Annotated in this window: 8 protein-coding genes; 1 reads left to right on the forward strand and 7 read right to left on the reverse strand. The window is 68.9% G+C overall.

Annotated features, from left to right (window positions below):
- The 6 genes from VIU94_RS23690 to VIU94_RS23715 form a co-directional block, all read right to left on the reverse strand.
- Window positions 1–882: complex I 51 kDa subunit family protein (locus VIU94_RS23690; protein WP_331913888.1), on the reverse strand; the 882-nt coding region annotated here is incomplete at its 3' end.
- Window positions 882–1,754 carry an NADH-quinone oxidoreductase subunit NuoE gene (nuoE, locus tag VIU94_RS23695; RefSeq protein WP_331913889.1) on the reverse strand — a complete coding sequence of 291 codons (873 nt, stop codon included), beginning with the start codon at window positions 1,752–1,754 and terminating at the stop codon, window positions 882–884. The genes nuoE and VIU94_RS23690, both read right to left, overlap by 1 nt.
- A complete protein-coding gene (locus tag VIU94_RS23700; protein WP_331913890.1) occupies window positions 1,751–3,073 on the reverse strand; it encodes an NADH-quinone oxidoreductase subunit D in 1,323 nt (440 codons plus the stop codon). The genes nuoE and VIU94_RS23700 overlap by 4 nt, the downstream gene beginning before the upstream one ends.
- Window positions 3,070–3,801: an NADH-quinone oxidoreductase subunit C gene (locus tag VIU94_RS23705; RefSeq protein WP_331913891.1), complete on the reverse strand. Its 732-nt coding sequence runs from the start codon at window positions 3,799–3,801 to the stop codon at window positions 3,070–3,072. Before VIU94_RS23705 ends, VIU94_RS23700 begins: the two co-directional genes overlap by 4 nt.
- The gene (locus tag VIU94_RS23710) at window positions 3,798–4,352 is read right to left on the reverse strand and encodes a NuoB/complex I 20 kDa subunit family protein (RefSeq protein WP_318104028.1); all 555 of its coding nucleotides are present in this window, start codon (window positions 4,350–4,352) and stop codon (window positions 3,798–3,800) included. The genes VIU94_RS23705 and VIU94_RS23710 overlap by 4 nt, the downstream gene beginning before the upstream one ends.
- Window positions 4,353–4,369: 17 nt before the next feature.
- Window positions 4,370–4,729 (reverse strand): NADH-quinone oxidoreductase subunit A, encoded by a 360-nt coding sequence (locus VIU94_RS23715; RefSeq protein WP_030494815.1) that lies wholly within the window; start codon window positions 4,727–4,729, stop codon window positions 4,370–4,372.
- A gap of 694 nt (window positions 4,730–5,423) precedes the next feature.
- Here VIU94_RS23715 and VIU94_RS23720 point away from each other — a divergent pair.
- Window positions 5,424–6,224, forward strand: a complete 801-nt coding sequence (locus tag VIU94_RS23720; RefSeq protein ID WP_331913892.1) for a C40 family peptidase — start codon at window positions 5,424–5,426, stop codon at window positions 6,222–6,224.
- 67 nt (window positions 6,225–6,291) lie between these two features.
- Here VIU94_RS23720 and VIU94_RS23725 read toward each other — a convergent pair.
- Window positions 6,292–7,490 (reverse strand): ABC transporter permease (locus tag VIU94_RS23725; RefSeq protein WP_331913893.1); only part of this gene is annotated, 1,199 nt, incomplete at its 5' end.

Genomic DNA, 7,490 nt, shown 5'->3' on the forward strand with positions numbered 1-7,490 from the left:
CGTCCAGAACTTCAGCCGGTGCCCGGGCCGCATTCCGCCGCTCATCTCCAGGAGTTGGCGGAGCGTGATGCCGAGCGGGGCCTCGTACTGGCCGGGGCTGGCGACGTGGCCGCTGAGCGAGTAGAGCGTGAAGCCCGGAGACTTCTCGCTGCCCATCGACCGGAACCATTCCTTGCCTTTTTGGAGAATTGCGGGAACTGACGCGATCGATTCGACGTTATTTACAACAGTTGGACACGCATAGAGGCCCGCGACAGCAGGGAAAGGGGGACGGAGCCGCGGTTGTCCACGGCGGCCTTCGAGCGAGTCGAGCAGCGCGGTCTCCTCACCGCAGATGTACGCGCCCGCGCCCGCGTGCACGGTGAGTTCGAGATCGAGGCCGCTGCCCAGGATGTTCTGTCCGAGGTAGCCGGCCGCGTAGGCCTCGCTCACGGCCGCGTGCAGCCGCCGCAGTACTGGGACGACTTCACCACGCAGATAGATGAAGGCATGCGACGACCTGATGGCATAACACGCGATGACAATGCCCTCGATGAGGCTGTGTGGGTTCGCGAAGAGGAGCGGGATGTCCTTGCACGTCCCGGGCTCCGACTCGTCGGCGTTGACAACTAGATAGTGCGGCTTTCCATCTCCCTGCGGAATGAACTGCCATTTCATTCCGGTCGGGAATCCCGCACCACCGCGGCCGCGCAGACCGGAGTCCTTGACGTACGCGATCAGGTCGTCCGGCGACATGGCGAGCGCCTTGCGGAGCCCCTCGTACCCCTCGTGCCTCTTGTAGACGTCCAGCGACCAGGACTTGTCCTCGTCCCAGAAGGCCGACAGCACGGGTGCGAGCAGCTTCTCGGGACTGGTGTCCTTCAGTTCGGGTGCCAAGGTCATCACTCCCCCTCCTCGGCGGCGGGCCCGGCCGGGTGGGCCGGGTCGGAGGCCGACGTGTCCTGTGGCGCGTCGTGTGAGCTCAGGTGCTCCGTCGGGGACGGCTCGTGGACGGCCTTGTCCTGCGGCTCGTCGTGCGGTCCGCCGTCGCGCGGATGGACCACGCGCGCGGGTGCGGTCTCTCCCCTGGCCAGGCGGAGGCCCACCAGCGACGCGGGTCCCGCTCCGCCGCTCGCCTCGACGGCCCCCGGCCGCTCGTCGGGGAAGCCGGCGAGGATCCGCGCGGTCTCCTTGAAGGTGCACAGCGGCGCCCCGCGCGTGGGCTCCACCGGACGGCCCGCGCGCAGGTCGTCGACCATGCGCTTCGCGCTCGCCGGGGTCTGGTTGTCGAAGAACTCCCAGTTGACCATCACGACCGGCGCGAAGTCGCAGGCCGCGTTGCACTCGATGTGCTCCAGGGTGACCTTGCCGTCGTCGGTGGTCTCGCCGTTGCCGACGCCCAGGTGCTCCTGGAGCTCCGCGAAGATCGCGTCGCCGCCCATCACCGCGCAGAGGGTGTTGGTGCAGACACCCACCTGGTAGTCACCCGAGGGCTTGCGCCGGTACATGGTGTAGAAGGTGGCCACCGCCGTCACCTCGGCCGTGGTCAGCTCCAGCACGTCCGCGCAGAACCGCATCCCGGTGCGCGTGACGTGCCCCTCCTCCGACTGCACGAGATGCAGCAACGGCAGGAGCGCCGAGCGGGAGTCCGGGTAGCGGGCGATGATCTCGCGCGCGTCCCTCTCGAGCCTCTCTCGAACGTCGTCCGGGTACGCGGGCGCGGGCAGTTCGGGCATGCCCAGGCTGACGCCCCGCTCGGAAGAACTGGTGGTCACCGGTCGACGCCTCCCATCACGGGGTCGATGGACGCGACAGCGACGATGACGTCGGCGACCTGGCCGCCCTCGCACATCGCCGCCATGGCCTGAAGGTTGGTGAAGGACGGGTCGCGGAAGTGGACCCGGAAGGGGCGGGTGCCGCCGTCGGACACGGCGTGCACTCCGAGTTCGCCCTTGGGCGACTCGACGGCCGCGTACGCCTGTCCCGGCGGGACGCGGAAGCCCTCGGTGACCAGCTTGAAGTGGTGGATCAGGGCCTCCATGGAGGTGCCCATGATCTTCTTGATGTGGTCGAGCGAGTTGCCCAGTCCGTCCGGGCCGAGCGCGAGCTGCGCGGGCCAGGCGATCTTCTTGTCGCCGACCATGACCGCGCCGGGCTGAAGCCGGTCGAGGCACTGCTCGACGATCCGCAGCGACTGGCGCATCTCGTCCAGGCGGACGAGGAAGCGTCCGTAGGAGTCGCAGGTGTCCTGGGTCGGCACCTCGAACTCGTAGTTCTCGTAGCCGCAGTACGGGTCGGTCTTGCGCAGGTCGTGCGGGAGGCCCGCGGAGCGCAGGATCGGTCCGGTGGCGCCGAGGGCCATGCAGCCGGTGAGGTCGAGATAGCCGACGTCCTGCATGCGGGCCTTGAAGATGGGGTTGCCGGTGGCGAGCTTGTCGTACTCCGGCAGGTTCTTCTTCATGGTCTTCACGAACTCGCGCACCGCGTCGACCGCGCCGGGCGGCAGGTCCTGGGCGAGGCCGCCGGGGCGGATGAACGCGTGGTTCATGCGCAGGCCGGTGATCAGCTCGTACAGGTCCAGGATCATCTCGCGGTCCCGGAAGCCGTAGATCATGATCGTGGTGGCGCCGAGCTCCATGCCGCCGGTGGCGATGGCCACCAGGTGGGAGGAGAGCCGGTTGAGCTCCATCAGCATCACGCGGATGACGCTCGCCCGGTCCGGGATCTGGTCGGTGATGCCGAGCAGCTTCTCGACCGCCAGGCAGTACGCCGTCTCGTTGTAGAACGAGGTGAGGTAGTCCATGCGGGTGACGAAGGTGGTGCCCTGCGTCCAGGTCCGGTACTCGAGGTTCTTCTCGATGCCGGTGTGGAGGTAGCCGATGCCGCAGCGGGCCTCGGTGACGGTCTCGCCGTCGATCTCCAGGATGAGCCGGAGCACGCCGTGCGTGGACGGGTGCTGCGGGCCCATGTTGACGACGATGCGCTCGTCGTCGGCCTTGGCGGCGGACTGGACGACCTCGTCCCAGTCGCCGCCGGTGACCGTGTAGACGGTCCCCTCGGTGGTCTCCCGGGGGGAGGCAGAGGGAGTGTTCACGAGTACGACCTCCGCTGGTCCGGAGCCGGGATCTGGGCGCCCTTGTACTCGACGGCGATGCCGCCGAGGGGGTAGTCCTTGCGCTGCGGGAAGCCCTGCCAGTCGTCCGGCATCATGATCCGGGTGAGGGCGGGGTGGCCGTCGAAGACGATGCCGAAGAAGTCGTACGTCTCGCGCTCGTGCCAGTCGTTGGTGGGGTAGACCGCGACGAGCGACGGGATGTGCGGGTCGGCGTCCGGGGCCGAGACCTCCAGCCGGATCAGCCGGCCGTGGGTGAGCGAGCGCAGGTGGTAGACGGCGTGCAGCTCGCGGCCCTTGTCGCCGAGGTAGTGGACGCCGGAGACGCCCGTACAGAGCTCGAAGCGCAGGGCGGGGTCGTCGCGCAGGGTGCGGGCGACGCGGACGAGGTGCTCGCGCTCGATGTGGAAGGTGAGCTCGCCGCGGTCGACGACCGTCTTCTCGATCGCGTTCTCGGGGACGAGGCCCTGTTCCTCCAGGGCGCCTTCCAGTTCGTCGGCGACCTCGTCGAACCAGCCGCCGTACGGGCGGGAGGCCGGCCCCGGCAGGCGCACGGAGCGGACCAGGCCGCCGTAGCCGGAGGTGTCGCCGCCGTTGTTGGCGCCGAACATGCCGCGCTGGACGCGGACCTCCTCGCCGTGCTCGCCGCGCTGGCCCGGCAGGTTCTGCGCGCTGAGGTCCTTCTCGGGGTTGGGGGTCTCGTCGCTCACCGGAGAAGGCCCTTCAGCTCGATGGTCGGCAGGGCCTTGAGCGCCGCCTCCTCCGCCTCACGGGCGGCCTCCTCGGCGTTCACGCCGAGCTTCGAGGTCTGGATCTTCTGGTGGAGCTTGAGGATCGCGTCCATCAGCATCTCCGGGCGCGGCGGGCAGCCCGGCAAATAGATGTCAACCGGCACAATGTGATCAACACCCTGCACAATCGCGTAATTGTTGAACATTCCGCCCGAGGATGCGCAAACCCCCATGGAGATCACCCACTTGGGGTTGGGCATCTGGTCGTAGACCTGCCGCAGGACGGGCGCCATCTTCTGGCTGACGCGTCCGGCGACGATCATCAGGTCGGCCTGGCGCGGCGAGCCGCGGAAGACCTCCATGCCGAAGCGCGCCAGGTCGTAGCGGCCGGCGCCGGTCGTCATCATCTCGATGGCGCAGCAGGCGAGGCCGAAGGTCGCGGGGAAGACGGACGCCTTGCGCACCCAGCCCGCAGCCTGTTCGACCGTCGTCAGCAGAAAGCCGCTCGGCAGTTTCTCTTCGAGTCCCATGGGTGCTCCTCAGCCCCTCAGTCCCATTCCAGGCCGCCGCGCCGCCACACATAGGCGTAGGCGACGAAGACGGTGAGCACGAAGAGCAGCATCTCCACGAGCCCGAAAAGCCCCAGGGCGTCGAAGGTGACGGCCCAGGGGTAGAGGAAGACGATCTCGATGTCGAAGACGATGAAGAGCATCGCCGTCAGGTAGTACTTGATGGGAAAGCGGCCGCCTCCGGCCGGCGTGGGCGTCGGCTCGATGCCGCACTCATACGCCTCAAGTTTGGCCCGGTTGTACCTTTTTGGGCCGATTAGCGTGGCCATGACCACGGAGAAGATCGCAAACCCTGCGCCGAGGGCACCGAGCACGAGGATGGGCGCGTACGCATTCATGCTCCTCGCTCCTTCCAGTCGTCCTTGACCGTTGGACCGCACCGGGCATCCCGTCATCGCCGCCTCGGAAGATCGCGCACATGTGAGGCAGTTCACAAGCCCGACTGCCCCGCATCTTATGCCCGCCCCTCTGTGATCTGCGACACGGGGTGCGCCAACGACTTTGTGATCTCCACCACCTGACGAAGGATCATGAAGTCGGATGAGCGGTGATCTTGATACGCGAAGCGCGCAGGTGATCACCAGATGTGACATCTGGACCGGAAACCGCTGGTGGGAGGGGTGGCGCACTATCAAGCGATGGGCAGTACAGGCAAATTGGCGATGGACGAGCGGCCGGTGATATAGCGGCCCGCCGTCGCCCGGTCGGGGGGTCGGCGGTACGGAAGTGGACGCGTGCGTGCGTTCACGAGCGCTCGGCCACCCAGAGGACCCCTTAGGTGTGACCTGTGCCACACCGTGGGAGCCGGGAAAAAGCAGGGCTTGGCCATCGGCGTGAAGGAGTGGTAAGCGCGGGTCAATTCGGACGTTTCGCGGATAACCCTTGTTCAAGGGCCTGTTTGCCGCTGCCCGGATTGTCCGTTGTGCCGTCAATAAGGCTGTGACAGAAGCGGATTATGTGGTTCCGAACGTAACTGTGGCGCAACACACGTTTCTTGAAGGGAACCCGTGGGGGCTGATAGCGGTTGTCCTCATGTCCCACACCGCTCACATACCCAGCCACCGGAAGCCCCGCCGCAGCGCTTCGAAGATCGCGCTCCGTGCCGGAGTTGCCGGTGGCGTCCTCAGCACCATCGCGGTGGCCGGTGCTGCCGGGCCGGCGAATGCCGAGCCGGTGACCGAGACCATCGAAATGCCGACGATCGGCTCGCTCGACACCGAGCTGTCGACCGCCGTCGCCGCCGCCGCCGACGCCTCGCAGCAGGAGGCGCTCGACCTGGACCTCGCCGTCCAGGAGAACGCCGCCAACGTGCAGGCCGTCAAGGCGGCCAAGAAGGCCAAGGCCGAGGCCGAGCGCAAGGCCGACGCCGCGCGCGCCGAGAAGGCCCGTGAGGAGGCCAAGGAGCGCGCCTCCCGCACGGCGGAGCGCACCTCGCTCTCCGCGTCCTCCGGCAGCTCCTACGGCACGCAGCAGGCGACCGGCTCCGCTGCCGCGATCGTCGCCTTCGCCCGCGCCCAGGTCGGCGACTCGTACGTCATGGGCAGCACCGGCCCCAACTCCTGGGACTGCTCCGGCCTCGTCCAGGCCGCCTACCGCGAGGCCGGCGTCGACCTGCCGCGCATCTCGAGCGACCAGTCGAGCATGGGCACCTCCGTCTCGCTGGACAACCTGCAGCCCGGCGACATCCTCTACTGGGGCAGCCGCAGCGGCTCGTACCACGTGGCGATCTACGTGGGCGGCGGCAACTTCGTCGGCGCGCAGAACCCGTCCACCGGTGTCGTCGAGCGCTCCCTGGACTACGACCGCCCGTCCGGCGCCGTCCGCATCCTCTGATCCCACCGCTTTCCACGGCGAAGGGCCTCACTCCTCGGGGGAGTGAGGCCCTTCGTCCGTTTTCGCGTCATTCCGTCCGCAGCGCCGTGGCCGTACGGGCCTTGGCGGCCCAGCCCGCCGGGAGCAGCGCGCCCAGGACGGCGATGACGATCCCGGCGAGGCCCAGCAGGACGAGCTCGGGAGCCTCGTACACCTGGAGGACCGACTGCGGCAGTTCGGTGCCCGAGGCGTGCCCCATCACGGGCAGCACGAAGCCGTGCAACGCGACGCCGGCCGGCACGCCGAGCAGTCCGCCGAGCACGCCGATCCCCGCCACCGAGGCGAGCACGAGGCTCACGGTCTGCCGCGGCGTCATCCCGATCGCCTTGCAGACGCCGAGGTCGTGAACGCGTTCACGGGTGTCGAGGACGACGGAGTTGAGCACCCCGAGGCCCGCCACGGAGACCAGCATGAGGGTGAGCAGCACCGCCATAGCCTCCAGGAGCAGGATCATGTTCTCCCCCTCCGAGGAGGAGTTGGCCATGACGTCGCCGCCCAGCGGCCGCACAGCGACGGCGAGCTTCTCGGCGTACTCGGCGGGCACGACGCCCGGCTTCACATCGATGAGGAAGATGCCGGGCCGGAGCGCCGGGAAGTCGGCGAGGTCCGCATGGATCTCCAGCCGGTCGTCAGAGGTGTCGAAGGCCTCGCCGACGATCCGCAGGGACGCCGTGTGCTGCCCGACGGTCACCCGCACCGTGTCGCCGACCTCGGTGCCGGTCTTGTCCAGGAACCGCGAGGGCACCACGACCTGGCCGGTGCCGGTGAGCCAGCGCCCGGAGATCATCGCGTAGGCGCCGGAGCCCGAGTCGCCCTGGTAGAGGGCGGCCCTGATCGGCACGGAGGCCCCGGCGACCGTGGCGTCCGCAAGGGTCTTGCCGTAGTACGAAGCGGTACCCGGCTGCGCCTCGATGGCGGCGCGCAGTTTCGCCGGGTCGGCCGTGGCGCCCGTCTGCCCGCCCGCCGGCTGCGGGCCCTGCCCCGGCGGCGGAGGCCCGCCGTGGGGGGTCGGTGCGCCGCCGATGGCGGTGACGGGGGCGCGCTCCTCGGGGTCCTGCGCTTCGCCGACCGCGTTCAGGGACCCGGTCAGCCCCAGCGCGAAGGTCGCCGCGACCGTGCCGAACGCCACCGCAAGCAGCATCGCGAGCGTACGGACCGGGTGCGCGAAGGGACTCGCGAGGCCGTACGTCACCGCCCGCGGCAGCGGCAGCCGCCCCGCCGCCCGGT

The sequence above is a fragment of the Streptomyces sp. genome (assembly GCF_036566765.1).
In the GTDB taxonomy this organism is placed as follows: domain Bacteria; phylum Actinomycetota; class Actinomycetes; order Streptomycetales; family Streptomycetaceae; genus Streptomyces.